The sequence below is a fragment of the Jiangella sp. DSM 45060 genome (assembly GCF_900105175.1).
Classification (GTDB): domain Bacteria; phylum Actinomycetota; class Actinomycetes; order Jiangellales; family Jiangellaceae; genus Jiangella.
The window spans coordinates 2,588,912-2,613,502 of sequence record NZ_LT629771.1 but is presented as its reverse complement, the minus strand read 5'-3'; the positions used below and the strand labels follow the sequence as shown (position 1 = coordinate 2,613,502).

At 75.5% G+C, this 24,591-nt stretch carries 21 protein-coding genes; 10 read left to right on the top strand and 11 right to left on the bottom strand.

Annotated elements, in window-relative coordinates; genetic code table 11:
* The first annotated feature begins 2 nt into the window (after positions 1–2).
* The 3 genes from BLU82_RS11745 to BLU82_RS11735 are packed head-to-tail and all read left to right on the top strand — an operon-like array spanning position 3 to position 2,376.
* Entirely contained in the window at positions 3–668 is a 666-nt protein-coding gene (locus BLU82_RS11745) for an allophanate hydrolase subunit 1 (protein ID WP_197682890.1), read from the top strand.
* The gene (locus BLU82_RS11740) at positions 665–1,426 is read left to right on the top strand and encodes a LamB/YcsF family protein (RefSeq protein ID WP_092620057.1); all 762 of its coding nucleotides are present in this window, start codon (positions 665–667) and stop codon (positions 1,424–1,426) included. The genes BLU82_RS11745 and BLU82_RS11740 overlap by 4 nt, the downstream gene beginning before the upstream one ends.
* On the top strand, positions 1,423–2,376 hold the full coding sequence (locus BLU82_RS11735; protein WP_092620054.1) for a biotin-dependent carboxyltransferase family protein: 954 nt from the start codon (positions 1,423–1,425) through the stop codon (positions 2,374–2,376). Before BLU82_RS11740 ends, BLU82_RS11735 begins: the two co-directional genes overlap by 4 nt.
* On the opposite strand, the gene clpX is transcribed toward BLU82_RS11735, so the two are convergent.
* Entirely contained in the window at positions 2,282–3,514 is a 1,233-nt protein-coding gene (clpX, locus tag BLU82_RS11730) for an ATP-dependent Clp protease ATP-binding subunit ClpX (protein ID WP_092620051.1), read from the bottom strand. The two genes, BLU82_RS11735 and clpX, sit on opposite strands and share 95 nt — an antisense overlap.
* A gap of 86 nt (positions 3,515–3,600) precedes the next feature.
* On the opposite strand from clpX, the gene BLU82_RS11725 reads away from it, so the two are divergent.
* The gene (locus BLU82_RS11725) at positions 3,601–4,617 is read left to right on the top strand and encodes a TetR/AcrR family transcriptional regulator (protein WP_092620049.1); all 1,017 of its coding nucleotides are present in this window, start codon (positions 3,601–3,603) and stop codon (positions 4,615–4,617) included.
* On the opposite strand, the gene BLU82_RS11720 is transcribed toward BLU82_RS11725, so the two are convergent.
* Positions 4,589–5,254, bottom strand: coding sequence for a pyridoxamine 5'-phosphate oxidase family protein (locus tag BLU82_RS11720; RefSeq protein ID WP_092620046.1), 666 nt, complete (start codon positions 5,252–5,254; stop codon positions 4,589–4,591). The two genes, BLU82_RS11725 and BLU82_RS11720, sit on opposite strands and share 29 nt — an antisense overlap.
* 112 nt (positions 5,255–5,366) lie before the next feature.
* A complete protein-coding gene (locus tag BLU82_RS11715; protein WP_157740837.1) occupies positions 5,367–5,900 on the bottom strand; it encodes a GNAT family N-acetyltransferase in 534 nt (177 codons plus the stop codon).
* Positions 5,901–6,043: 143 nt separating this feature from the next.
* Between BLU82_RS11715 and glgX the strand changes: the two genes are divergently transcribed.
* Genes glgX through treZ form a run of 3 tightly spaced genes read left to right on the top strand, consistent with a single transcriptional unit; the run spans position 6,044 to position 12,197 of the window.
* A complete protein-coding gene (gene glgX / locus BLU82_RS11710; protein ID WP_092620040.1) occupies positions 6,044–8,185 on the top strand; it encodes a glycogen debranching protein GlgX in 2,142 nt (713 codons plus the stop codon).
* Entirely contained in the window at positions 8,182–10,446 is a 2,265-nt protein-coding gene (gene treY / locus BLU82_RS11705; protein WP_092620037.1) for a malto-oligosyltrehalose synthase, read from the top strand. Before glgX ends, treY begins: the two co-directional genes overlap by 4 nt.
* On the top strand, positions 10,443–12,197 hold the full coding sequence (gene treZ, locus BLU82_RS11700) for a malto-oligosyltrehalose trehalohydrolase (RefSeq protein ID WP_092620034.1): 1,755 nt from the start codon (positions 10,443–10,445) through the stop codon (positions 12,195–12,197). Before treY ends, treZ begins: the two co-directional genes overlap by 4 nt.
* Here treZ and BLU82_RS11695 read toward each other — a convergent pair.
* Both BLU82_RS11695 and BLU82_RS11690 read right to left on the bottom strand, forming a co-directional pair.
* Positions 12,169–12,930, bottom strand: coding sequence for a sugar phosphate isomerase/epimerase (locus BLU82_RS11695; protein ID WP_197682889.1), 762 nt, complete (start codon positions 12,928–12,930; stop codon positions 12,169–12,171). The two genes, treZ and BLU82_RS11695, sit on opposite strands and share 29 nt — an antisense overlap.
* On the bottom strand, positions 12,927–13,940 hold the full coding sequence (locus BLU82_RS11690) for a hydroxyacid dehydrogenase (protein ID WP_197682888.1): 1,014 nt from the start codon (positions 13,938–13,940) through the stop codon (positions 12,927–12,929). Before BLU82_RS11690 ends, BLU82_RS11695 begins: the two co-directional genes overlap by 4 nt.
* Positions 13,941–14,023: 83 nt before the next feature.
* Between BLU82_RS11690 and BLU82_RS11685 the strand changes: the two genes are divergently transcribed.
* A complete protein-coding gene (locus tag BLU82_RS11685) occupies positions 14,024–14,962 on the top strand; it encodes an ATP-binding cassette domain-containing protein (RefSeq protein ID WP_092620028.1) in 939 nt (312 codons plus the stop codon).
* On the top strand, positions 14,959–15,720 hold the full coding sequence (locus BLU82_RS11680) for an ABC transporter permease (RefSeq protein ID WP_092620025.1): 762 nt from the start codon (positions 14,959–14,961) through the stop codon (positions 15,718–15,720). The genes BLU82_RS11685 and BLU82_RS11680 overlap by 4 nt, the downstream gene beginning before the upstream one ends.
* On the opposite strand, the gene BLU82_RS11675 is transcribed toward BLU82_RS11680, so the two are convergent.
* Genes BLU82_RS11675 through BLU82_RS11655 form a run of 5 tightly spaced genes read right to left on the bottom strand, consistent with a single transcriptional unit; the run spans position 15,717 to position 21,699 of the window.
* Complete coding sequence (locus BLU82_RS11675; protein WP_092620022.1) at positions 15,717–18,791, bottom strand: BTAD domain-containing putative transcriptional regulator; 3,075 nt, start codon at positions 18,789–18,791, stop codon at positions 15,717–15,719. The two genes, BLU82_RS11680 and BLU82_RS11675, sit on opposite strands and share 4 nt — an antisense overlap.
* A 21-nt stretch (positions 18,792–18,812) precedes the next feature.
* The gene (locus BLU82_RS11670) at positions 18,813–19,265 is read right to left on the bottom strand and encodes a dihydrofolate reductase family protein (protein WP_092620019.1); all 453 of its coding nucleotides are present in this window, start codon (positions 19,263–19,265) and stop codon (positions 18,813–18,815) included.
* Positions 19,262–19,507, bottom strand: a complete 246-nt coding sequence (locus tag BLU82_RS11665) for a pyridoxamine 5'-phosphate oxidase family protein (protein ID WP_092620016.1) — start codon at positions 19,505–19,507, stop codon at positions 19,262–19,264. The genes BLU82_RS11670 and BLU82_RS11665 overlap by 4 nt, the downstream gene beginning before the upstream one ends.
* 25 nt (positions 19,508–19,532) lie before the next feature.
* Positions 19,533–20,804: an FAD-binding oxidoreductase gene (locus tag BLU82_RS11660; protein WP_092620013.1), complete on the bottom strand. Its 1,272-nt coding sequence runs from the start codon at positions 20,802–20,804 to the stop codon at positions 19,533–19,535.
* A 10-nt stretch (positions 20,805–20,814) separates the two neighbouring features.
* Positions 20,815–21,699 (bottom strand): DUF6597 domain-containing transcriptional factor, encoded by an 885-nt coding sequence (locus tag BLU82_RS11655; RefSeq protein WP_197682887.1) that lies wholly within the window; start codon positions 21,697–21,699, stop codon positions 20,815–20,817.
* Between the two features lie 40 nt (positions 21,700–21,739).
* On the opposite strand from BLU82_RS11655, the gene BLU82_RS11650 reads away from it, so the two are divergent.
* Positions 21,740–22,564 (top strand): helix-turn-helix domain-containing protein, encoded by an 825-nt coding sequence (locus tag BLU82_RS11650; RefSeq protein ID WP_172885586.1) that lies wholly within the window; start codon positions 21,740–21,742, stop codon positions 22,562–22,564.
* Positions 22,565–22,569: 5 nt separating this feature from the next.
* Here the strand turns inward: BLU82_RS11650 and BLU82_RS11645 are convergent, their stop codons facing one another.
* Positions 22,570–24,552 carry a translation factor GTPase family protein gene (locus BLU82_RS11645; protein ID WP_092620003.1) on the bottom strand — a complete coding sequence of 661 codons (1,983 nt, stop codon included), beginning with the start codon at positions 24,550–24,552 and terminating at the stop codon, positions 22,570–22,572.
* Positions 24,553–24,591: the final 39 nt, after the last annotated feature.

Sequence of the window (24,591 nt, the reverse complement as noted above, 5' to 3'; positions counted from 1 at the left end):
CAATGGCCCGTGAGGACGCCGTGTGGAGGGGCGAGGCCATGCGCACCAGCGAGTTGCACGTACTCCCCTGCGGCGACCACGCCGTCCTGGTCGAGTTGGACGACCTCGAGGACGTCCTCGCGCTGAACGCGGCGCTGCGCGACCACGAGCCGCCCGGGCTGGTCGACGTCGTGCCGGCGGCAGAGACGCTGCTGATCATGTTCGATCCCGGCGTGACGTCGGCCGAGCGGCTCACCGACGAGCTCGCGCACCTGCCCGACGAGCGCCCGGCCACCGACGAGCCGCCGCTGGTCGAGATCCCGGTGCGCTACGACGGCCCGGACGTCGACGCCGTCGCCGCGGCGGCCGGGCTGTCCGCCGCCGAGGTGGTGCGCCGCCACGCGGGCGGCACGTACACCGTCGCGTTCACCGGGTTCGCGCCCGGCTTCGCCTACCTCACGGGGCTGGACCCGCGGCTGGTGCTCCCCCGCCGCGAGACGCCGCGCACGCGGGTCCCGGCCGGCTCGGTCGCCATCGCAGACCGTTACACCGGCGTCTACCCGCGGTCCGGGCCCGGCGGCTGGCACCTGCTCGGACACACCGACGCGGTCCTGTGGGACCTCGGCCGCACGCCGCCGGCGGCGCTGCTGCCTGGCGCCCGGGTGCGGTTCACGGAGGGTCGCGCGTGACGACGCCGATCGACCTCAACTGCGACCTCGGCGAGGGCTTCGGCGCCTGGCCCATGGGTGACGACGCCGGCCTGCTGGCGGTGGTGAGCAGCGCCAACGTGGCCTGCGGGTTCCACGGCGGCGACCCGACGATCATGCGCGGCGTCTGCGAGATCGCGGCCGCCCGCGGCATCACCGTCGGCGCGCACGTCGGCTACCGCGACCTCGCCGGGTTCGGCCGCCGCGAGATCGCCATGCCGGCCACCCAGCTCGCCGACGACGTCCTCTACCAGCTGGCCGCGCTGGACGGCATCGCCCGCGTCACCGGGACCCGGGTCCGCTACGTCAAGCCGCACGGCGCCCTCTACAACGTGATCGTCCGCGACGCCGAGCAGGCCGCCGCCGTCGTCGATGCCGCCCGCTCCTACGACCCGGGGCTGACGATGCTCGGGCTGCCCGGCTCGGAGGTGCTGCGCATCGCGGCCGTGCACGGGCTGCCCACGGCGGCCGAGGCGTTCGGCGACCGCGCCTACCACGCCGACGGCCGCCTGGTGTCGCGGCGGCGGCCGGGCGCGCTCGTCACCGACCCGGACGAGGTCGCCGCGCGGTGCCTGCAGATCGTCACCACCGGGCAGGTCACCAGCATCGAGGGCGAGCCGGTCGCCGTCGACGCCCGGTCGCTGTGCGTGCACGGCGACACCCCCGGCGCCGTCGCCATCCTGCGCCGGGTCCGCGAGGTGCTGACGGAGCACGGCGTCGCGATCGCCGCATTCGCATGAGCGACGCCGGCCCCGCGCTCGAGATCGTCGAGCCGGGTCTGCTGGCGCTCGTCGAGGACCTCGGCCGGCCGGGCCTCGGCGCCCTCGGCGTCGGGCGGTCCGGCGCGGCGGACGAGGACAGCTTCCGGCTGGCGAACCGGCTGGTCGCGAACGCCGAGCGGGCCGCCGCGATCGAGTTCGTGCTGGGCGGGCTGGTGGTGCGGTTCCGGCGGACGGCGACGGTCGCGCTCACCGGCGCGCCGGCGGACGTGCGGGCCGGTGACCGGGCGGCGGCGTTCAACGCCCCGTTCGCCGTCCGGGCCGGCGAGCTGCTGCGGGTCGGGCGGCCGGCCCGCGGGCTGCGCTCGTACCTGGCGGTGCGCGGCGGGCTGGGCGTGCCGCCGGTGCTGGGGTCGCGGTCGTGGGATTCGCTGGCCGGCATCGGCCCGCCGCCGCTGCGCTCCGGCGACCTGCTGCCGCTGGCCGGCGACCACGACGGCCATCCCTCCGTCGACGTCGCGCCCGTGCCGCCGCCGCCGGACGACGTCACGCTGCGGGTGCTGCCGGGCCCGCGGGCGGACCGGTTCGCGCCGTCGGCGCTGCGGACGCTGTTCGCGACCGCGTACGAGGTGACGGCGGACAGCGACCGCGTCGGGCTGCGGCTGGCCGGGCCGCCGCTGCGGCGCGCGGCCGGCGCGGCCGCGGAGCTGCCGCCCGAGGGCATGGTGACCGGGGCGCTGCAGGTGCCGCCGGACGGGCGCCCGGTGCTGTTCCTCGCCGACCACCCGGTGACCGGCGGCTACCCGGTGATCGGCGTCGTCGCGGCCGCCGACCTGTCGCCGGCCGCCCAGCTGCGCCCCGGCGACACCGTGCGGTTCAGGCCGACTGCTCCCGCCGCTGCCGGCGCCCCGCCGCGCGGCCCCGGGGCAGCAGCGTCGGCAGCACGTTCGCGTCGACCACCTCGCGGGTGACGACCACGCGGGCGACGTCGTCGCGCGACGGCACCTCGTACATGACCTGCAGCAGCACCTCTTCGAGGATCGCGCGCAGGCCCCGTGCGCCGGTGCCGCGCAGCAGCGCGAGGTCGGCGATCGCCTCGATCGCGTCGTCGGTGAACTCGAGCTCGACGTGGTCCAGCTCGAACAGCCGGATGTACTGCTTGAGCAGCGCGTTGCGCGGCTCGGACAGGATGCGGATCAGCGCCGCGCGGTCCAGCGGGCTGACGGTCGTGATGACCGGGAGCCGGCCGACGAACTCCGGGATCAGCCCGAAGCGCAGCAGGTCCTCCGGCATCACGTCGCCGAGCGGGTCGTCGTCCGGCGCCGGACGCGTCAGGTCGGCGCCGAAGCCGAGCCCGCGCCGCCCGGTGCGCGTCCGGATCGCCTCGTCCAGCCCGGCGAACGCTCCGGCGACGATGAACAGCACGTTCGTGGTGTCGATCTGGATGAACTCCTGGCCGGGATGCTTCCGGCCGCCCTGCGGCGGGACGCTGGCCGTCGTCCCCTCGAGGATCTTCAGCAGCGCCTGCTGCACACCCTCGCCGGACACGTCGCGGGTGATCGACGCGTTCTCGCTCTTGCGGGCGATCTTGTCGACCTCGTCGATGTAGACGATGCCGGTCTCGGCGCGGGACACGTCGTAGTCGGCGGCCTGGATCAGCTTCAGCAGGATGTTCTCGACGTCCTCGCCGACGTAGCCGGCCTCCGTCAGCGCGGTGGCGTCGGCGATGGCGAACGGCACGTTCAGCAGCCGCGCCAGCGTCTGCGCGAGGTGGGTCTTGCCGCACCCCGTCGGGCCGATGAGCAGGACGTTCGACTTCGCGACCGTGACGTCCGACGACGGCGCCCGGACCCGCTTGTAGTGGTTGTAGACGGCCACCGCGAGCGCCTTCTTGGCCGCGTCCTGGCCGATGACGTACTGGTCGAGGAACTCGTGGATCTCGCGCGGCTTCGGCGGGTCGACCGGCTCGCCCGCGTCGTCGAACGCGGGGTCCTCCTCGATCAGCTCGTTGCAGACCTCGACGCACTCGTCGCAGATGCAGACGCGGGCGGGCCCCGCGATCAGAGTCTTCACCTGCTTCTGGCTCTTGCCGCAGAAGGTGCACGTCATCGAATTCAGACCCACATTTCAGATGTTCGGACCATCTGGATGGTGACGGTATCCTGGATCGCGAGCGAAGACAACGGGAGGCGCTGATGGTACGGCTCACCCGCGCGCAGACCCAGGAGCGCACCCGGTCCGGCGTGTTGGCCGCGGCCCGCGCCGAGTTCGCCGGCCGCGGCTACCGCGACGCGACCATCGACGGCATCGCCGCCCGCGCCGGGCTCACCCGCGGCGCCGTCTACGCGAACTTCGCCGGCAAGCGGGCGCTGTACCTGTCGGTGCTGGCCGCCGACGCCGAGCGGGCCGCGCGGGCGGCCCGCGGCGACGCCGCCGGGGGCACCACGCCGCGCGAGGCGCTCGCGGCCATCGTCCGGGCCCGCCTCGGCGCCGGCCTGCCCGCCGACGTGCTCGACGACGAGCCCGCGCGCGCCGCGTACGCACAGCTGCTGGAGCTGGAGGCGCTGGTGCTGGGGCTCGCGCTGGAGCGGCTCGGGCTGCGCGGGCGGGCCGTGCGCGTCGCGGCGTCGGCGTTGACCCTGCTGGCGGGCGCCGACCACCTGGCCACCGCCGCGCCCGGCTTCGTCGACCAGTTCGATGTCGTGGCCGCCTGCGAGCTGCTGACGGCGCTGCCGGCCGACCGCGGCTGGCCGCGCGCCTACCTGCGGCACGTCTCCCCCGCCCGGCTGGTCGACGAGCCGTGGCCGGACGGTCCAGCGCCGGGCGACGGCGTCGTGCACCTGCTGGGCCTGCGCCGGCTCGAGGCCGCCGAGGAGTCGGTGCGGTCCGCGCCCGCCGGCGCCGGTGTCACCGTGGCGCTGGTGACGGGCGAGCCGGACGAGCTGGCGCCGCTCGCCCGGCTGGTCCTCGCCCGGCTCGACGGCACGCTGCGCCGGGCGGTCCCCGGGCCGGCCCGCCCGCCGGTGCGGCTGCTGCTGGGCCCCGCGGCCGACGCCGTGGCCGCGGCCGCCGGCATCGCCGAGCCCTCCGACGACACCGAGGCCGCGGTCCGTGTCGTGGCGGGCCGAGTCGTCGCCCGTGCCGAGGGTCGCGGCGCCGGCCACGCCGCCGCCGTCGTGCCCGTCACGACAACCGTGGCGCGCCCTGCCTGAGCGCCCGCCTGGCGTGCGCGCCGAGCCCGCGCGACGCCGCCACCCCGAACGCGTCGCCGCCCTTGGCCTTGCGGTCGTCGGTGCCCCATTGCCGGTTCCGCGGCACCGGCATCAGCCGCGGCACGTGCTTGGAGCAGTGGATGTAGGCCTCCTCGACGTGCACCGTCACCCACCGCTCGGGCCGCCGGCCGGGCACGTCGGCGTCGATCGGCTCGTCCGGGTGCCACTCGGCGAACTCCGACGGCGACAGCAGCTGCGCCCCGCCGTTGACGTGCAGGCCGACGAGGTCGCGCACGAAGTCCATGAAGAGCAGGCCGACGTGGCCGTTCTCGACGATGTTGCCGGCACTGGCCATGACGCCGTTGCCGCGGTACTCCGGCCAGGCCAGCGTCCGCGGGTCGAGCACCCGGACGAAGCCCGGCGGACCGGCCCGGAAGGTCACGTCGCACTCGCCGCCGCCGTCGGCCGACCCGACGAACACCATCTCCATGCGGCCGACGAACTCGCGCATGTGGCCGTTCAGGTGGTCGGCGACCTGTTCGCGGTAGAAGCGGTCAGCCCGTTCCCGGCTGCCGTGTGACTCCTGCAGTGCGTGCTCGCCGGCCGAACCGGGCCGATCGTGCGCAGCATCGTCCATGTGTCTACCTCCGCATCCCCCGCCCCCGGGTGGCGTACGACGCACCATGATCGCCTACAGAGGGTGATCTTCGATAGTCAAACGCCAGAATTCGGTCACTCTGTGTGGTTCTTCACGTTTGGCCCGGCAGGATCAGCGCCAGCAACGGCGGCCAGCCGGGCCGTCGCCAGACCGGGCTGGCCTCGCCCACCACCTCCCAGCCGCGCGTCTCGTACCAGCCCACGACGGACGCCGCGGGCCCGATCGGCAGTACGTCGAGGCAGGGCGCGAGGTCGCGCTCGCGCATCCACCCGACGGCGGTGTCGAGGAGCGCCGCACCGGCGCCGTGCCGCTGCCGGTCCGCCGCGACGAACAGCCGTCCCACCACGGCGCAGCCGTCGACCGGTCGTCCGTGCGCCTTGCTCCAGGCCTCCTGCAGGACGGTGCCCGCGCCGTGGTCGGTGGTCGCGGCGGCGCCGACGCTGACGTGCCCGGCCGGGCGGTCCGCGTCGTCGGCGGCGACGAACGCGGCGAGGCGGTCCGGCTCCTCGATCCACCCCGCCGGGTCGTCCGGCAGCAGGTACGGGTAGCCGGTGACCTCGTGGTCGCGGGCCAGAACGGCCGCCAGTTCCGGGACGTCGCCGGGCCGTCGGGGTCGGATGCGCATCAGCACCACCGTATGCGGCGCGCCCGGACCCGGTTCGGCCGGGCGGGCCGATCGAGTGGATTCGGACGGCCCGACCAGCGACCATGGAGTCCTGACTCGCGGCGCAGCGAGCACCACACCGAACCGCGACGAAAGGCCGCCCGATGACCTCTGCCGAGCCGATGCCGCAGTGGCCGGGGGCGGCGTACCCGCTCGGCGCCACGTACGACGGCTCAGGCACCAACTTCGCGCTGTTCAGCGAGGTCGCCGACGGCGTGGAGCTGTGCCTGTTCGACGGCGACGGCGCCGAGACGCGGCTGCCGCTGACCGAGGTCGACGGCTTCGTGTGGCACACCTTCCTGCCCGGCGTCGAGCCCGGCCAGCGCTACGGCTACCGCGTCCACGGCCCGCACGACCCCAAGGCCGGCCACCGCTGCAACCCGGCGAAGCTGCTGCTCGACCCGTACGCGAAGGCCGTCGACGGCACGTTCGAGTGGCACCAGGCGCTGTTCGGCTACCAGTTCGGCGACCCCGACAGCCGCAACGACGACGACTCCGCGCCGCACATGCCGAAGGCGGTGGTCATCAACCCGTTCTTCGACTGGGGCACCGACCGCCCGCCGCGCCGCGAGTACGCCGAGACCGTCATCTACGAGGCGCACGTCAAAGGCCTGACGAAGACCCACCCGGACATCCCCGAGGAGATCCGCGGCACCTACGCGGCCATCGCGCATCCCGTCGTCCTCGACCACCTGACGTCGCTCGGCGTCACCGCGCTCGAGCTGATGCCGGTGCACCACTTCGCCCACGACTCCACCTTGTTGGAGAAAGGGCTGTCGAACTACTGGGGCTACAACTCCATCGGGTTCTTCGCGCCCGACCCGAAGTACAGCTCGGCCACCACGCCGGGCGCGCAGATCGGCGAGTTCAAGGCCATGGTGCGGGCGCTGCACGAGGCCGGCATCGAGGTCATCCTCGACGTCGTCTACAACCACACGGCCGAGGGCAACCACCTCGGCCCCACGCTGTCGTTCCGCGGCATCGACAACGCCGCCTACTACCGGCTGGTCGACGACGACAAGCGCTACTACCTCGACTACACCGGCACCGGGAACTCGCTGAACGTCGGCAACCCGCACTCCCTGCAGCTGATCATGGACTCCCTGCGGTACTGGGTCACCGAGATGCACGTCGACGGCTTCCGCTTCGACCTCGCCGCCACCCTGGCCCGCGAGTTCTACGACGTCGACCGGCTGTCGGCGTTCTTCGACCTCGTGCAGCAGGACCCGACGGTCAGCCAGGTGAAGCTGATCGCCGAGCCGTGGGACCTCGGCCCGGGCGGCTACCAGGTGGGCAACTTCCCGCCGCAGTGGACGGAGTGGAACGGCAAGTACCGCGACACCGTCCGCGACCTCTGGCGCGGCGAGCCGGCCACGCTGGGCGAGTTCGCGTCGCGCATCACCGGGTCGGCCGACCTCTACGAGCAGTCCACCCGGCGGCCGGTCGCGTCGATCAACTTCGTCACCGCCCACGACGGCTTCACGCTGCGCGACCTCGTCTCCTACAATGAGAAGCACAACGAGGCCAACCTCGAGGACAACGCCGACGGCGAGAGCCACAACCGGTCGTGGAACTGCGGCGTCGAGGGCCGCACCGACGACCCCGAGGTCAACGCGGTGCGGGCCCGCCAGCAGCGCAACTTCCTCGCGACACTGCTGCTGTCGCAGGGCGTGCCGATGATCTCGCACGGCGACGAGCTGGGCCGCACGCAGGACGGCAACAACAACGCGTTCTGCCAGGACAACGAGCTGTCGTGGGTCGACTGGGACGACGCCGACCACGCGCTGCGGCAGTTCACCCGCCGCGTCACGGCGCTGCGGGCGGCGCACCCGGTGTTCCGGCGGCGCCGGTTCTTCAACGGCCTGCCGGTGCGCCGTCCGGGCGTCGAGGGGCTGCCCGACATCGACTGGCTGCGCCCCGACGCCAGCCCCATGACGGAGGCCGACTGGGACGCCGGGTTCGGCCGGGCCATCGCGGTGTTCCTCAACGGCAACGGCATCGCCGAGGTCGACGCGCGCGGGCAGCGGGTCGTCGACGACTCCTTCCTGCTCTGCTTCAACGCCCATCACGAGCCGCTGGAGTTCACCCTGCCCGGCCCCGAGTTCGGCGCCGCCTGGGACACCGTCCTCGACACCGCCGACGACGACGCCGGCGACCGCGGCGGGCCGCGCGCGGCCGGGTCCGTCGTCACCGTCCAGGCGCGGTCGCTGCTGGTGCTGATGACGCCACGGGACGCCGCGCCGTGACCCCGCCGTCGTCGACCTATCGGCTGCAGCTGAGCGCCGCGTTCCCGCTGGCGGCGGCCGCCGAGCTGACGCCGTACCTGCGCGACCTCGGCGCCGGGGCGCTCTACCTGTCGCCGCTGCTGCGCGCCACGGCCGGGTCGGCGCACGGCTACGACGTCGTCGACGTCACCCGCATGGACGACGACCGCGGCGGCGAGGCGGGCTGGCGCGCCTTGGTGGCGGCGGCCCGGGAGCACGGGCTACGCATAGTCGTGGACCTCGTCCCCAACCACCAGGGCGTCGCCGACCCCGAGCAGAACCCGGCCTGGCACGACCTCCTGCGGCACGGCCCGGCGTCGGCGTACGCGTCCTGGTTCGACGTCGACTGGCCGGCCGGGCGGTTGCTGCTGCCGGTCCTCGACGGCGCCGACGCGGTCGAGCTCGACGGCGACGCGCTGCTGGCCGCCGGGGTGCGCTACCCGCTGGCGCCGGGCAGCGGGCCACGGCCCGGCGACACCGCCGCCGACGTGCACGCCCGCCAGCACTACGAGCTGGCCGACGCGCGACGCGGCGACACCGAGCTGGCCTACCGGCGGTTCTTCGCGGTGTCCTCGCTGGCCGGGGTCCGGGTCGAGGACCCCGAGGTGGCGGCGGCCACGCACGAGCGCGTCCTGCGCTGGGTCACCGACGACGGCGTCGCCGGGTTGCGCGTCGACCACCCGGACGGGCTGGCCGACCCCGGCGGCTACCTGCGCCGGCTGCGCGAGCAGGCGCCCGGCGCGTGGATCCTGGCGGAGAAGATCCTGGAGCCGGGCGAGGCGCTGCCGGCCGGGTGGCCGGTCGACGGCACGACCGGCTACGACGCGCTGGCCGAGGTGGGCCCGCTGTTCGTCGACCCCGCGGGCGAACCGGCGCTCGACCGCCTCTATCGCGAGCTGACCGGCGACGAGCACGACTGGCGCACGCACGCGGAGATCGGGAAGCGGGCGGTGGCCAGTACCGTCCTGCGCTCGGAGTTCCACCGGCTGGCCCGGCTGGCGCCGTCCGTTCCCGACGCGTTCGCGGCGCTGACGTTCCTGGCCGTGGCGTTCCCGGTGTATCGGTCGTACCTGCCGTCGTCGGGTGCCGACCACCTGGACGCCGCGCTCACGATGGCGCGGCGGCGGCACCCGCGGCTGGCCGTGGCGTTCGACGCGCTGGAGCCGCGGCTGCGCGACCCCGCCGACGAGCTCTGCGTGCGGTTCCAGCAGACCACGGGCGCCGTCATGGCCAAGGGCGTCGAGGACACCGCCGCCTACCGGTACACCCGGTTCGTCGCGCTCAACGAGGTCGGCGGCGACCCCGCCCGGTTCGGGCTGGGCCTCGCCGACTTCCACGCCGTCCAGGAACGCCGGCTGCGCACCGCGCCGCACTCGATGACGACCCTGTCCACCCACGACACCAAGCGCGGCGAGGACGTGCGGGCCCGGCTCGCGGTGCTCGCCGAGGTCCCGGACGAGTGGGCCGCGCTGGTGCGGCTGCTGGCGCGCGAGGCGCCGCTGCCCGACGCCGCCGGCGGCTACCTGCTGTGGCAGACGGTCGCCGGCATCGGCCTGGACCACCGCGACCGCCTGCACGCCTACGCCACTAAGGCGCTGCGCGAGGCCGGTACCGTCACCACCTGGGCCGACCCCGACGCCGACGCCGAGGCCGCGGCCCTGGCCGCGCTCGACGCGCTGGCCGAGCGGCCGGAGCTGCGGGCGGCGGTCGAGGCGTTCGTCGCCCTCATCCGTCCGTACGGCTGGTCCAACGCGCTGAGCCAGAAGCTGGTGCAGCTCACCATGCCCGGCGTGCCCGACGTCTACCAGGGCACCGAGGGGTGGGACGACTCCCTGGTCGACCCCGACAACCGCCGCCCGGTCGACTGGCCGCGGCTGCGGGCGCTGCTGGCGGAGCTCACCACTCCTCCCCCGGTCGACGCGACCGGCGCCGCCAAACTGTGGGTGGTGTCGCGGGCGCTGCGGTTGCGCCGCGACCGGCCGTCGCTGTTCACGGCGTACCGGCGGGTCCCGGTGCACGGGCCGGCCGCGGAGCACGCGGTGGCCTTCGACCGGGGCGGCGCGGTGACGGTGGCGACGCGGCTGCCGGTGCGACTGGAGCGGCGGGGTGGGTGGGCGGACACCGTCGTGTCGCTGCCGGGCAATCTGGTCGACGTCCTGACCGGGCGGCCGTACGGTGGGACGGTGCCGCTCGCGACGCTGCTCGCCACCTATCCCGTCGCGCTGCTCGCCCCACCCGCATGACGACGTTCCTGGTCTGGGCCCCGGCCGCCCGCCGCGTGCAGCTGCGGGCGGGGCGCCGCTCGGCCCGGGCGGTGCGAGCGCCGGGCGGGTGGTGGACGGCGCACGCGCCGGCGCCTCCGGGCACCGACTACGGCTGGCAGCTGGACGACTCCCCCGATGTGCTGCCCGACCCACGCGCCGCCTGGCTGCCGCACGGCGTCGAGGGCCGGGCCCGGGTGTACGACCACGCCGCGTTCGAGTGGACCGACACCGCCTGGACCGGCCGCCCGCTGGCCGGCGCCGTCCTGTACGAGCTGCACATCGGCACGTTCAGCCCGGAGGGCACCTTCGACGGCGCCATCGGCCGGCTCGACCACCTGATCCGCCTCGGCGTCACGCACGTCGAGGTGCTGCCCGTCAACGCGCTGGCCGGCGAGTGGAACTGGGGCTACGACGGCGTCGGCTGGTTCGCCGTGCACCAGCCGCTGGGCGGGCCGGACGGCTTCAAGCGGTTCGTCGACGCCTGCCACGCCCACGGCCTGGCCGTGCTGCTGGACGTCGTCTACAACCACGTCGGCCCCAGCGGCAACCACCTGCCCCGGTTCGGCCCGTACCTCACCGACGGCGCCGGCACCGCCTGGGGCGACGTCGTCAACCTCGGCGAGCCGACGGTGCGCCGCTACGTCATCGACAACGCGCTCATGTGGCTGCGCGACTACCACCTCGACGGCCTGCGGCTCGACGCCGTCCACGCGCTGGTCGACCCGCTGGCCGGGCGCGGGCACCCGCACCTGCTGGCCGAGCTGTCGGCGGCGGTCGAGCGGCTCTCCGGCGAGCTGGGCCGGCCGCTGCCGCTGATCGCGGAGTCCGACCTCAACGACCCGATCCTGATCGAGCCGCGCGCCGACGGCGGGTACGGTCTCGACGGCCAGTGGGACGACGACGTCCACCACGCGCTGCACGCGCTGCTCACCGGCGAGCGGCAGGGCTACTACGCCGACTTCGGCTCGCTGACGGTGCTGGCCAAGGTCGTACGCGACGCGTTCCTGCACGACGGCCGGTTCTCGTCCTTCCGCGGCCGCCCGCACGGCCGGCCGATCGACCGCGCCCGCACGCCCGGCCACCGCTTCGTCGTCTGCCTGCAGAACCACGACCAGGTCGGCAACCGCGCCGCGGGCGAGCGCCTGACCGAGCTGACGACGCCCGGGCGGCAGCGCATCGGCGCCGTGCTGCTGCTGACGCTGCCGTTCACCCCGATGCTCTGGATGGGCGAGGAGTGGGCGGCGTCCACCCGCTGGCCGTACTTCACGTCGCACCCCGACCCCGTGCTGGCGGCCGCCATCGGGCCGGGCCGGCTGGCCGAGTTCGAGCGGCACGGCTGGGACACGTCGGCGATGCTCGACCCGCAGGACCCGGCCGCGTTCCGCACCGCCCGGCTGGACTGGACCGAGCCGGAGCGTCCGGAGCACGCGCGGATGCTGGAGCTCTACCGGCGGCTGATCGCGCTGCGGGCGGCCGAGCCGGAGCTGCGCGACGGCGACCTCACCGCCGTCGCGTCCGGGTTCGACGAGGCGGCCGGCTGGTTCGTGCTGCACCGGGGCACGCTGCGGGTGGCGGTCAACCTCGCCGGCGAGCCGCGGCGGGTGCCGCTGTCCGGCCCGGCCGGCGAGCTGCTGCTGGCCACCGGCCCGGTGGCGCTCGACGGCGCGGTGGCCGAGCTGGGCCCCGAGACCGCCGCCGTCGTCAGGACCCGAGCCACTCCCGCAGCGTGACGGCGTCGCGGACCAGCGCCTCGGGGTCGTCGCCGCGGACGAACTCGAGCAGCGCGTACCGTTCGGCGTCGTCGCGGCCGGCCAGCGTGCCCAGCACCGGCGTCCACAGTGCCGCGCCGTCGGCCAGCGGCAGCCGGTCGCCGTCGGCCGTCCAGGTGAACACGTGCACCGTCACCAGGCCCGGCAGCAGCGCCGTCGCCTCGCGCAGCGCGTCGTCCGGGTGCTGGCCGCGCCGCGGCTGCCAGTACGGCCGCAGCGCCGGGTGGCCGGCCGCGGCGTAGAGGTCGAGCGCGGACTCCAGCGTGTCGGTGAGCGTGTTCGGGTGGTGCTCGACGGCGATCTCGACGCCCTCGCGCCCGGCCAGGCCGGCGATGCGGCGCAGGTCGGCGGCGACGCGGCCGCGGTGCTCCGCCGTCGCACCGGCCGAGCCGAGCGTCCCGGCCCAGACCCGGATGCGCGGCGCACCCAGCGCGACCGCCGAGCGCAGCACGTCGTCGAACTCCACCGGGTCGTGGTCGCCGGCCCGGTAGTACGAGCCGTAGGCGACCACCTGGACGCCGTGATCGGCGCTGGCCGCCGCCGTGAGCTCCGCCGCCGCGACGTCGCCCACGGGGACGTGCACGTCGCCGCCCCACTCGACCGCCGTCAGCCCGGCCCGCCCCATGACGCCGAGCACGTCGTCGACGCCGAGCTGGCGGAACGTGATGGACACCAGTCCGGTCCGGACGCTCACGCCTGCACCACCAGGTCGGCGCGGCGCACCTCGTGCTCCAGCGGGAGGCCGGCGGCGAAGCGCTCCAGCTCGTCCAGCGCCAGCGCCGTCAGCCGGCGGCACTCGGTGCCCAGGGCGCCCGCGATGTGTGGGGTCAGCACGACGTTGGGCAGCCGGTACAGCGGCGAGTCGGGCGACAGCGGCTCCGGATCGGTGACGTCGAGCACGGCGTCGAGCCGGCCGCGCTCGCACTCGGCGGTCAGCGCGGCGTGGTCGACCAGCGCGCCGCGGGCGGTGTTGATCAGCGTCGCGCCGTCCTTCATCAGCGCACATCGACGCGCGTCGATGAGGTGGCGGGTCTCCGGCAGCGACGGCGCGTGCAGCGTGACGACGTCGGCGCGGGCCAGCAGGTCGTCCAGCTCGACCACCTGAGCGCCCGCGGCGGCCACCTCGGCCGGGTCGGCGTACGGGTCGGCCACCAGCACCGTCAGCTCGAACGGGCGGAGCAGCTCGGCCACCCGGCGCCCGATGCGGGAGAACCCGACGACGCCGACGACCCGCCGGTAGTTCGACGCGCCGGCGATGTCGTCGCGCCAGCCCAGCTCGCCGGGGCGGGCCCGGAACCCGGCGGCGAAGCGCGGCACCCGCTTCCCCGCGGCCAGGACGGCGGCCAGCGTGTACTCGGCCACCGGGACGGCGTTGGCGGCGGCCGCCGTGGTGACCACCAGCCCGCGCTCCCAGCAGGCGTCGGTGACGTGGTGCTTCACCGAGCCCGCGGCGTGGAACGCGGCCCGCAGCCGGGGCGCGTCGGCCAGCACGTCCTCGTCGAGCGGCGGGCAGCCCCACGACGTGACCAGCACGTCGACCTGCCCGAGCGCCGACCGCACGGCGGGGTCGGCGAACGTCGCCACCGGCCCGGGACGCACCAGTTCTGCCAGCTTCTCCAGCCGCGCCCGCAACTCGTCGTCGAACAGGTCGCGGTACGCGGTGTCGGACATGACCAGCATGGCGCTGACCCGCTCAGTCGTCATGCCCCCAAGGGTAAGCGCTTGCTCGACCCGCCCCGACAGTGGTTTGTGCGCGATCTGCCAGCGGCCGTCGGCACGCTGCCGCCATGACGTATGCGATCCGGACAGAAGGACTGGTCAAACGCTTCGGCGACACCACGGCGCTGGCCGGCGTCGACCTCGGCGCCGCGCCCGGGACCGTGCTGGGCGTGCTCGGCCCGAACGGCGCCGGCAAGACCACGGCGGTGCGGATCCTCGCCACGCTGGTGCGGCCGGACGCCGGGCGGGCCTTCGTCGACGGGCTGGACGTGACCCGCGACGGCGACGCCGTCCGCCGCCGCATCGGGCTGACCGGCCAGTACGCCTCGGTCGACGAGGAGCTCACCGGCCGGGAGAACCTGGTGCTGTTCGGCCGGCTGCTCGACCTGCGGCGGGCCGCGGCCCGGCAGCGGGCGGACGAGCTGCTGGCTCGGTTCGAGCTGACCGAGGCCGGCGGGCGGCGGGTGTCGACGTACTCGGGCGGGATGCGCCGGCGCCTCGACCTCGCCGCCAGCATGGTCGCCAGGCCGCGCGTGGTGTTCCTCGACGAGCCGACCACCGGCCTGGACCCGGGCAAGCGCGAGGACGTGTGGCGGATGATCCGGTCGATGACGGCCGACGGCGGCACCGTGCTGCTGACCACGCAGTACCTGGAGGAGGCCGACGCGCTGGCCGACGAGATCTCCGTCCTCGACCACGGGGCGGTGATCGCGCACGGCACCCCGACCGAGCTGAAGCGGATCGTCGGCGGCCAGACGCTGGCCGTCCGCCCGGCCGACCCCGCCCGGGTGCCGGACGCCGCCGCGCTGCTGGAGCGGGTGGCCGGGCGCGTCCCGGACCTCTCGGGCGGGCTGCTCACCGCCGCGGTCGACGGTGACGACGTGCTGGCCGAGGTGGTGCCCGCGCTGGCCGCCGCCGGGATCGCCGTCACCGAGCTGGCGCTGCGGCTGCCCAGCCTCGACGAGGTGTTCTTCGCGCTCACCGGCCGGACGGAGGTGGCGGCATGACGACGCTCGCCCGGCACGCCGTCGTCCTGGCCGGACGGGGCCTGACGAAGGCCCGCCGCAACCCCGGCGTGTTCCTCGACGCCGTCTTCCTCCCGGTGGTCTTCCTGCTGCTGTTCGTCTACCTGTTCGGCGGGGCCGTCGCCGGGTCGACCCACGACTACCTGCAGTACGTGTTCCCCGGCGTGCTGGTGATGACGGCGATCCTGGCCGGCCTCACCTCCACCGGGCTGAGCATCAACCTGGACATCAAGAAGGGCGTGTTCGACCGGTTCCGGAGCCTGCCGATCCCGCGGTCGGCGCCGCTGCTGGGCGCGGTCCTCGGCGACGTCGTCCGGTACGTCGTGGCGGTGGCGACGCTGTTCGCGCTCGGCCTCGCCCTGGGCTTCCGGCCGACGGAGGGGCCGGCGGCGACACTCGCGGCCGCCGGGTTGGCGATCCTCTTCGGCTTCGCGCTGAGCTGGGTGAACGTGCTGATCGGCGTGGTGGTGAAGGAGGAGACGCTGGTGACGTCGGTGGCATTCCTCGGCATCTTCCCGCTGGCGTTCGGCACCGACATGGTGGCGCCGGCCGACACCCTGCCGGGCTGGCTGCAGGCGTGGGCCGACATCAACCCCGTCAGCCAGGCGATGGACGCGGCCGGCGGGCTGCTGCTGGGCGGGCCGGTGCGCGACGCGGTGCTGGCGACGCTGGCGTGGTCGGCCGGGTTCCTGGTGGTGTTCGTCCCGCTGGCGGTGCGGGCCTACCGGCGCCGCGCCTAGGGTGTGTCGCCCAGCCCGGTGATCAGCGCGGCGGCGTCCGGGCCGGACAGCGCCCGGCCGCGCTCGTAGGCCGTCGTGAACCGGTCGTCGCCCAGCTCGTCGCGCAGCCGGGCGGTGAGCCGCAGGACGTCGGGGTTGAGGCCGTCGGCGGCGCCGCGCAGCGCGTGCGCGGCGCCCAGCGCCTCGGCCGCCTCGTCCGGCGCTCCGGCCCCCTGCCGAAGGGCGGCCGCCGCAACGCCGACCGCCGCCACCAGCGGCAGGTCCTTGATGTGCGCGGCCGCCGCGCTGGCCGTCGTCAGCTCGCGGACGGCGCCGTCGCCGTCGCCCGCGGCCACCGCGAGGTGCGCGGCGGAGGTGCCGAGGATCGCGACGAACATCGGCTCGCCCGACTCCTCGACGTGCGCCGCCGCCTCGCCGTACCAGCGGCCGGCGCCGCCGAGGTCGCCGTCGAGCCGGTCGAGGTCGCCGAGCAGCACCCGCACCAGCACGACGCAGTGCACCGACGACGCCGCGGCCAGCCCGGCCAGGCCGAGCAGCTCGGCCCGGGCCCAGTCCGGCGCACCGGTCCAGGCGTGCAGCTGGGCCAGCCAGGCGCGCTGCTCGATCACCTCGTCGGCCGGGTCGAGCCGCCGGCGCAGCGCGATGGCCCGCTCCAGCGCGTCCGACGCGGTCGCGTCGGCGAACATCGTCCGCATCAGCGCCAGGAACGTGAGCGCCGTCGACTCGCCCCAGAGGTCGCCGGCGGCACAGAACGCCGCCGCCGCCCCGTCGAGGTCGGCGATCGCGCTCGGCATGTCGCCGCTGGTCCCGCCGAGCATCGAGCGGACCAGCAGCAGCCCGCCGCGGGTCCAGTCGCCGGCGCCGGGCAGCAGCCGGTCGGCCGCGGCCACGCCGGCGTCGGTCTCGTCGGCCAGCAGCGCCAGCAGCGGGTCGAGCAGCGCGAGGACGGGGTGCCCGGCCGGCGGCACCGCGGCGGCCCAGCCGCGCAACCGGCCGACGATCGCCAGCGCCTCCGGGTTGTGCCCGCCGAGCAGCGCGTTGAACACGTAGTACGCGACGACGACGGCGCGGCGCTCCGGGTCGGCCGGTCCGTCGAGGTCGAGCAGCCGGCGCAGCCGGTGGGTGGTGCTCGTGTGGTCCGACGACACGGTCCAGTACGGCGCCAGCGCGGCGCCCAGGCGGACCGCGGCGGCCGGGTCGGTGGCGACGGCCAGCTGCACCGCCGCGCGCAGGTTCTCCCACTCGGCGCGCAGCAGCGCCAGCCGGCGCGGCTGGTCCGCCGTCCGCAGCCCCGGCTCGGCCCACTCGGCCAGCTCCAGCACCGACGCGACCAGCGCGGCCTCCGCGGCGGGCCGGCCGCCGGACGCCGTCAGCCGGGCCAGAGCGAACGCGCGGATCGTCTCCAGCATGCGGTAGCGCGGCTCCGGGCCGTCGTCGGCGAGCTGCAGCAGCGACTTGTCGACCAGCGCGGCGAGCAGCTCCGGCGCGTCCGGCCCGGCCTGCGCGGCCGCCGTCGCCGGCGTCACGATGGGGACGACGCCGAGGCGCTCCAGCAGCGCCCGCTCCGGCTCGGTCAGCAGCTCCCAGCTCCACGCGACGAGGTCGCGCAGCGTGCGGTGGCGCTGCTCGGCGGTGCGGGCGCCGCGGGTGAGCACGCCGAAACGGTCGCCGAGCCGGTGCGTCAGCTCGGCCAGCGGCAGCGACCGCAGCCGGGCCGCCGCCAGCTCGATCGCGAGCGGCAGCCCGTCGAGGCGGCGGCAGACCTCCGCGACGAGCTCCGGGTCGAGGTCGGCGCCGGGCCGGACGTCGCGGGCCCGCTCGGTGAACAGCCGGATGGCGTCGGCCTCGGCCAGCGGGCGCACCTCGTACAGCGCCTCGCCGGGCAGCCGCAGCGGCTCGCGGCTGGTCGTCAGCACCCGCAGCCGCGGGCAGCGCGCCAGCAACTCGCCGGCCAGCCCGGCCGCCGCGCCGACGACGTGCTCGCAGTTGTCCAGCAGCAGCAGTGTCTCGCCGCCGCCGAGCGTCTCGACCAGGCGGTCGAGGGCGGTGCGCTCGGGCGGCTCGACGGTGCCCGGCGCGGCGTGCGCCAGCAGCGCGTCGGCGGCCGCCGTCGCCAGGTCGTCCTGGTCGGTGACCGCGGCCAGCTCGACCAGCCGGACCGGCGTGGGCAGCGTCGCCGCGGCCGCGACCGCCAGCCGGGTCTTGCCCGCGCCGCCCGGCCCGGTCAGCGTCACCAGCCGGGCCCGGCCGAGCGCCTTCGTCACTCCGGCGAGGTCGTCGTCGCGGCCGATCAGTGAGGTCAGCGGGACCGGCAGCGCGCTTCGGCCCGGCGCCGGCTCATCGTCGCGCAACGCCTCGAGGTGGGCGGCGCGCAGCTCCGGGCCGGGGTCGGCGCCGAGCCGATCGGCCAGCAGCGTGCGGGCGTCCTCGAACGCCTCGAGCGCCTCGGCCCGCCGTCCCGCCGCGACGAGCGCCCGCACGTGCAGCGCCCGGAGCCGTTCGCGCAGCGGCTGCTCGGCGATCAGCGCCCGCAGCCGCACAGCCACGTCGGCGGGGCTGCCTCCTGCGGCCAGCTCGGCCTCGGCCAGGTCCTCCGCCGCGGCCAGCCGCAGCTCGTCCAGCCGCGCGACGACCGGGCCGGCCACCGCCGCGCCGTCGAGGTCGGCGAGCGGGCGGCCGCGCCACAGCCCGAGCGCCTCGCGCAGCGCCGTCGTCGCGTCGGCGGGATCGCCCGCCCGCAGGCGGTCGCGTCCGGTCCGCGCCAGCCGCTCGAACCGCGCCGCGTCGACGTCGTCGGCCGTCAGGTCCAGCTGGTAGCCGCCGGCCAGCTGCCGCACCCGCGTCCCGTCCGGCAGCAGCCGGCGCAGCCGCGACACCAGCGTCTGCACCGCGTTGACGGGATCGCCCGGCGGATCGTCCGGCCACACCGCGTCGACCAGCGCCCGCACGCCGACGACGGCGCCCGGGTCGAGCGCCAGCCGGGTCAGCAGCGCCCGCAACCGCGCCCCGCCCACCGCGATGACCGTGTCGCCGTCGCTCAGCCGGACCGGCCCGAGAATGCCCACCTGCACGGACCCAGCCTGTCACGCCCGTCAGCGGACCACCCGGAAGGTCAGGTGCGTGACGCCTGGCGCCTCGACCACGCTCACCCGCTCCAGCGGCCGCGACTCGGGCAGCGCGTGGAAGAACGGCGTGCCGCCGCCCAGCAGGACGGGCACCTGGTGCAGCGTCACCTCGTCCAGCAGCCCCGCGGCCAGCGCCGCCGCCGTCACGCCGGTGCCCATCAGCCCGACGTCGAGATCGCCCGCGAGCTCTCTCGCCCGGGCGACCGCCTCCTCGATGCTGCCCGCGACGGTCTGCGCCGCGGACGCCTCCGGGACCGGCCGGTGGGTCAGCACGACCAGCGGGGCGCTCGGGTGCGGGCTGCCGCCGCCGAAGCCGCCGGAGTGGTCGTACGTGGTGCGGCCGAGCGCCTGCTCCGGGCTCGGGTCCGGGCCGGTGACGTAGCCGTCGACGGAGACGGACAGGGCTGCGAAGACGCTCATCCGATCACCACCACGCGGACGTGCTCCGGCTCGATCGCGTAGACGACGCGGTCGGTGCGCGGGGCGTACGGCATGCCGACGTAGGCGTCCGCCATCCGGTCGATGATCTCCCAGGCGCGGTCGCCGTCCAGGCCGACCCACACCGGGACGGAGTGCGGCGAGCCGTCCGGCATCAGCGTCGCGAGGTGCGCGGGGTGCCCGCCGCTCAGCAGGCGGCGGGCCTCGTCGGTCAGGTCACGCATCGTCAGCTCCTCTCTCGGGGTCGGGTCAGGCGCGGATCGATTGCGGGAAGTCGAAAAAGCCGCCGGGGTCGTACGCGGCCTTGACCTGCCGGAGCCGGGCGAGGTTCGGCCCGTGGTAGGCCCCCAGCGGATCGTCCAGCCGCGGGTCGGGGAAGTTCGGGTAGACGCCGCCGGTCCCCCACGGATGCGCCGCCGCCCAGGACCGGTCCAGCCAGCCGGCCGGATCGGGGCCGGTGACGGCGTGCTTGACCAGGAACCGCGCCTCGCGGTGGGCGAAGGCGGTCGCGTCCACGGGCACCCTGGTGTAGGCGCCGCCCCACGGGCTGACGTCGAGCTCGCGCGTCTCGCCCGCGACCCGGTCCCGCGCCAGGCCGTCCACCAGCGCCGCGACCGCCTCCTCCGGGAGGGACCGGGCGACGTACTCCGAGCGGCTGAGCGGACGGTGCTCCGTCGCAGGCCCCGCCATCCGCGCGCCGAGCTCGGCCAGGTGCTGTTTGGTGGCGGCGTACGGACGGGTCGCGACGGCCTGGGTCGCGGGCGGCGTGCCGACGCGGGCGATGAACCGGGCCAGCAGTGCGGCCGTCTCCGGCTCGCCGCCGAGGAGCGTCCCGAACACGTTCGCGACCGGCGGCCGGCCGGGATCCGGGCCGCCCACCAGCAGCAGGCTCGCGGCCAGCTCGTCCGGTCCGTCCGGCGACCACTCCTGCCACGCGGCGAGCACCGCGGCCGCCTCGGCGACGGGCCAGGCGAGGTGGAACGCGGTCACCTCGGGCTCCGGCACGGCCCGGAACGTCAGCTCCGTCACGACGCCGAACTGGCCGCCGCCCGCGCCGCGCAGCGCCCAGAACAGGTCGGCGTGACGCTCCTCGTCGCAGTCGACGACCCGCCCGTCGGCCAGCACGACCCGGGCCGCCGTCAGCCGGTCCGCGGTCAGCCCGTACCGCCGCCCGAGGATGCCGAAGCCGCCCCCCAGGGTGAGGCCGGCGATGCCGACCGTCGGGCCGCAGCCGGCGGGCAATGTCATCCCGTGACGGGCCAGTTCGGCGTAGAGCTCGCCCAGCCGGACCCCGGCGCCGACGGTGACGCGGTCGCCGGCGGCCGTCACCGTCCGCATCGGACGCACGTCGATGACCACGCCCGACGTCCACGAACGGCCGGCGAAACAGTGCCCGCCGCTGCGCGGGACCGCCGGGACGCCGTGCCGCCGGGCGAGGTCGATGGCGCCGGCGACGTCCGCGGCGGAACGGCAGCCGACGACGGCCAGCGGACGGGGTTCGGGTCCCGCGGTGGTGGTCATGACGGCGACGCTAGGCCCGCAGCACCCGCCGCTCTTGAACGAAACGGCCAGTCAGCAGCGGGGTGTACGACGCCGCGTGGTCGTGACCGCAGCCGCAGGCCTCCTGGGTGTCGCGGAGGAACGTCCGTGGCGTCGCCCCGGTGAGGCGGACGCACTCGCGGGTCAGGTGCGCCTGGTCGGCGTAGCCGGCGTCCGCGGCGAGCCGGGCCAGGCCGTCGCCCGCGGGGTCACGCCCGTCGGCGAGCGCGGCCTGCGTCCGGGCCAGGAAACCCTGGAAGCGCAGCATCCGCTGCAACGTCTTCGGCCCGACGCCGACGTCGGCGAGGCAGCGCCGCCGGAACGCCCGCTCGGAGACGTGCAGCGCCGTGCCGACGACGCCCGCCTCCGCGGCGTGCCAGGGCATGAGCCGGCGCACCGCCTCGGCGATCAGGGGGTCCGGCCCGGTGACGCCGGCACGCCCGGCGGCCGCCGTCACCAACTCCTCCAGCACCGCCACCGCCGCGTCGCCGGTGGTCGCCGCGGCCAGCCGCTCGCCGGCCGCCGTTGCCGCCGTCCCCCACACGTCGGCGGCGCCGACCCGGAGGTCGGTGAGCTCCGACGCCGGCAGCCCGAGCACGGCCGCGGCGGCGCCCGGCCGGAACCGCAGGCCGACGACGGTCGTGCCGGGCGGGATCAGGTCGGCCCGCGGCCCGGTGAGCGGTCCGGACAATTGGGGCGTCCCGCCCACCCGGCACACCAGCTCGACGGCGCCGGACGGGATGTCGCGCTGCACGTAGGCCGGCGAGCCCGGCGCGACGCGCTGCACCCAGGTGGTCGCGACGAGTCCGGCCAGCCGTCGCCGCGGCGGCCGTTCACGGTAGGTCTGCCCGACCATGGGCACGAGTGTCGCAGACATCGTTGACGTTGTCCCTGGGGCAAGGCCTAGCGTGCGATACGTGGAGGACGCGCGGCTGACCGTCGGCCAGGTGGCCCGGCTGGCCGGGGTCACCCCGAAGACGCTGCGGCACTACGACCGCCTCGGGGTGCTCCGGCCAGCGGAGGTCGACCCCGTCACCGGCTACCGGTGGTACCGGCCGGCGCAGGTCGAGCAGGTGCGGCTGGTGCGCCGGCTGCGCGCGCTGGAGCTGCCGCTGGAGGACGTCCGCCGGCTGTTGGAGCTGGTCGGCGACCGCGAGGCGTTCCGGTCCGCGCTGGCCGAGCACCGCCGCCGCATCGACGCGCGGGTGACCCGATTGCGCGGCATCCTGCACACGATCGACCACGCGCTGACCGACGAGGAGTGGACCATGAGCACACCCGCGGCGCCCGTCGCTGAGCCCGAGCTGCACCGCCGGCTCGGCGCCGACCTGTTCAACGACACGTGGCGGCTGATGGAGCTGGAGGACCGGTCCCCCGCCGACGACGTCCTGATGATCCACCAGGCGCACGCGTCGGCCTACCACTGGCTCCAGGCCGGCACGCCGAACAACGTCGCCCGTAGCCACTGGCTGTGCTCGCGGGTCTACTGCGTCGTCGGGCGGGCCGAGCCGGCGCTGTTCCACGCCCGCCTGGTGCTGTCGACCTGCCAGGAGCACGGCATCGGCGACTGGGACCTCGCCTTCGCCTACGAGGCGCTGGGCCGCGCGTACGCCGTCGCCGGCGACCACGACGAGGCCCGGCGCCACGTCGAGCAGGCCCGGCTGGCCAGCGCCGACATCAGCACCGACGAGGACCGCGAGCTGCTGCTCGGCGACCTGGAGACGATCCCGTCCGCCGGGTGAGCGCGTCACACCCGGCGGACGACGTGCAGCAGGTACTCGTGGCGGTGCAGCGGGTCGTGGTCGGTGCGGGGGCGCTCCGGCGGCGGGCCGGGCACCGGCTGGTAGCGGTCGAACCGGGTCTCCAGGACGCCCTCGCCTCGGGTCAGCGACGGCAACTGCTGCTGCAGCTCGTGCGTGTGCGCCGCCGGGAGGTCGCCCGCCAGCAGGTAGCCGGACGCCGTCGGTGACGGCGCGCCGGGCACCGCCCGCAGCCGGGCCAGCGCGGGCAGCACCTGGCCGAGGCAGTCGGCCGGCAGCTCCAGCTCGAACCGGTGCACGGGCTCCTGGACCCGCGTCCCCGCCCGCGCCAGCGCCGTCATCAGCACGAGCGGCGTCAGCAGCCGGAAGTCGCCCGCGGTGCTCGACATGCTCTTGTCGAACGTGGCGTGCGAGTGGCTCTGCCGCGGCCAGTACTGCGACCGGACCAGCGTCACCCGGCAGTCGGGCACGTCCCAGCCGTGCAGGCCCTGCCGCAGCGTCTCGTGGACGGTCTCGTCGATCGCCCGCAGGAACGCCGGCGGCAGAGATCCCAACTCGATCTCGATGCCGAACGTCACCCCGTCCCGGTCCGGCGCCGGGTCGACCCGCAGCCCGACGCCGGCGAGGAACGGGTTGCCGTCCTGCTGGATCAGCTCGACCGCCTCGCCGCTGCCGGTGACCCGCTCGACGTGGATGGTGGTGGATTCACGGAAGTCGACGCCGATGCCGTACTCGGCCTCGAGGGTCGCCTGGACGACCTCCTTCTGCACCTCGCCGTAGAGCGACACCGACACCTCCCGCCGCAGGTCGTCCTGGCGCAGGTCGATCAGCGGGTCCTGCTCGGCCAGCTGGGCCAGCGCCGCGTGCAGGGCACCACGGTCGCGGGCCCGCCGCGGCACGACGACGGTCTCGAGCGTCGGCGGCGCGAAGTGCGGCTGCGCCGCGTCGTCACCGTGCGCCGCGCCGAGGTGGTCGCCGACGCGCACGCCGTTCAGGCCCCAGACCTTGGCGATGCGCCCGGCCGACACCTCCGTGACCGGCCGCGCGCCGCCGTCGTCGAAGACCCTGATGGCGGTGGCCTTGCCGGCCGCCAGCCGGTCGCGGGTGCGCAGCGTGCCGGCCGCCATGCGGACGTAGGCGATCTTCTCACCGGCCGGGCCACGCTCGACCTTGAACACGCTGCCCTCCGGCGGGCCGCCCGCGCCGTCGTCCGACACCGGCGTGGACGGCAGCAGCCGCACGATGCCCGCCGTCAGCTCGTCGATGCCCACACCCGTGATGGCGGAGCCCGCGAACACCGGATGCACCCGCGCCGACCGCGACTGCCGCGCCAGCGAACGCAGCAGCCGCCGGTGCGTGACGCCCGCCGGACGCTCGACATAGTCCGCGAGCAGCGCGTCGTCGCCGTCGGCCAGCGTCTCGGCCAGCCGTGCGCCGAACCCGTCGTCGGCCTCGGTGAACGTCCGGAAGGTCGCGTCCTTCGCGCCCTGCCGGGCAGCGTCGCCGAGCGGGACGATGCGCGGCGTCAGCTTGGCCGCGAGCTGCCCGATGACGGCGTCCAGGTCGGCGCCGGCGCGGTCGAGCTTGTTGACGAAGATCAGCGTCGGGAGGCGGAGGCGGCGCAGCGTGCGCATGAGCACTCGCGTCTGCGCCTGCACCCCCTCGACCGCCGACACGACCAGCACGGCGCCGTCAAGCACGCTGAGCACCCGCTCGACCTCGGCGATGAAGTCGGGGTGGCCGGGCGTGTCGATGAGGTTGACCGCGGTGTCGCCGACGGTGAACGCGACGACCGCGGACCTGATGGTGATGCCGCGCTGACGTTCCAGCGCGAGCGAGTCGGTCTGTGTGCTCCCCGCGTCGACACTGCCGACCTCGTCGATGACCCCGGCCGCATACAGCAGCCGCTCGGTCAGACTGGTCTTTCCGGCGTCGATGTGCGCGAGGATGCCCAGGTTGAGCGTACGCACGTGAGCTTCGAGTCCCTTGCTCGGACGAATGGAGTCGCT